The following is a 1,752-nucleotide window of genomic DNA, read 5'->3' as shown; positions in this document are numbered from 1 at the left end:
CTCCTATCTTTGCATCTTTGGGTGCATCTTTGGGTCAAATGGCACCAGTTATGACTTTATTACTATAAATTATTAAGTAAAGATAAATAAAAAAAGGCCCCTAAATTAATAGGGTTTTATTCAAGAAAGAGAATATAAAATGAAAAAAACTAAATTTAGATTAGATGCAAAAGATATCTTTTTAACTTATTCCAAATGTCCTTTGGGTAAAGATAAAATCCATAATCATATTAAAGAATTGATTGTTTCAAAAAAAAGAAATTTCATATATTATTTCTAATACCGAAAACCATCAAGACCATAAAGAAATTCATACTCATGTTTTATTTTAATTAACGAAAAGAATAATTATTAAAAGTCAAAGATATTTTGATATTGAAGGTTTTCATCCTAAAATTGAAACTGCTCGTGATATCGAAAAATCAATTGACTATATAAAAAAAAAGATGGCGACTTCATCGAAGAAGGCACCCCTAGACACAAAAAATACGTTCGTCAAAATCAAAAAGAAGAACGTAAACAATTAATTTATGATGAAATCGTTAGGTTAAAAGATGAGTATTATCATGATGAAAAATTAACTTTTAATCAAGTTAAAAAATCTCTTGATGCTTTTATTAAAGATTTAGACCGTGATTTTTATTATGAACAAATAGATTTTATTGATCGAATTTTAAAAAAAAAGTTCATCAAACAAGATGAAGAGTTGGATGAAGAAGAAGAATTTAGCAACGCAGCATATTCTTTTGATTCATTCAAAACCAACTCTGAAACTAAAAAGATAATAGATGCTATAAATTCACAATTAAACATCATGAATTCTAAATTATCAGATAAAAGAATTAAATCTATTGTGATTGAAGGACCTAGTAGACTTGGTAAAACCGAATTCATATTAAGTTATTTATCACATTTAAACCTTCACTATAATTATACCAGAGGTGAGTTTGATTTTAGCAAAGAAAATCATAAAAACGCTTATAAAGTAAGTATTTTTGATGATATAAGTATACCTGAAATTAGACGTGTTGGTTTGTTAAAAAATATTATAGGTGGTCAAAGAGGTTTTGAATATAATGTTAAATATGCTCCTAAAAGAACTGTTTTAATGCGTAATAGATTAAGTATTTTTTTAGTTAATCCTGATATTTCATTTGAAGATTATTGTAAATGGTCTTGTAATAATAATCATAGGTTCCATGAATATATAGAAGATAATTGTATTTTGAAGTACCCCAAAAAAATGAAACCAGTTAAGAACAACAAAATAACCAAATTGTTTATTGATTAAAAATAAACAGTTTGGCTATTTTTTTATGCCCAAATTGAAAAAGGAGGATAAATGTTAGAAGCGGAGCAAGCATTATTAGGAACATTGTTTTTAAATCCCGAAAAAATAAATGCTGTTATAAGTTTGATTAATACTAACAATTTTGCCAACCCAAGTCATCGTTATATTTTTGAAGCAATGAAACAACTTAAAAAAAAAATCATGATATTGATTATATTTCTGTAAGTTCTATTTTAAAAAACAATAATCATTTAAATAAAATCGGAGGGATTAATTATTTAATTGAGTTAAGTGACATGACTCCTTCGAGTCAACATTTAGAAACATATATTGATTTAATTAAAGAAAATTCATTAAAAAAGAGATTTATTAACTTTGATCCAGCAATTACCTAGTGAAATATCAAAAACTAAAAACATTCATAATTATTTACAAACAGTTAAAACCCAAATAGAAGGTTT

2 protein-coding genes and 1 pseudogene are annotated in these 1,752 nt (G+C 25.3%); all 3 read left to right on the top strand.

Going from position 1 to position 1,752, the window contains the following annotated elements; all coding sequences use genetic code 11:
* Positions 1-139 precede the first annotated feature (139 nt).
* The gene (locus tag J8J04_RS03245; protein WP_225885845.1) at positions 140-280 is read left to right on the top strand and encodes a hypothetical protein; all 141 of its coding nucleotides are present in this window, start codon (positions 140-142) and stop codon (positions 278-280) included.
* A 426-nt stretch (positions 281-706) separates the two neighbouring features.
* Positions 707-1,291 carry a phage terminase large subunit family protein gene (locus tag J8J04_RS03240; RefSeq protein ID WP_225885844.1) on the top strand — a complete coding sequence of 195 codons (585 nt, stop codon included), beginning with the start codon at positions 707-709 and terminating at the stop codon, positions 1,289-1,291.
* A gap of 51 nt (positions 1,292-1,342) precedes the next feature.
* Positions 1,343-1,752: pseudogene (locus J8J04_RS03015) on the top strand (DnaB-like helicase N-terminal domain-containing protein); the annotation flags it as partial.

This window comes from 'Fragaria x ananassa' phyllody phytoplasma, from assembly GCF_018274325.1.
Classification (GTDB): Bacteria; Bacillota_I; Bacilli_A; order Acholeplasmatales; family Acholeplasmataceae; genus Phytoplasma.
This window is presented reverse-complemented; position numbering and strand designations above follow the sequence as displayed.

Coding starts and splice junctions, on each gene's coding strand:
- J8J04_RS03245 (WP_225885845.1), top strand. CDS start 140: ATGAAAAAAACTAAATTTAGATTAGATGCAAAAGATATCTTTTTAACT.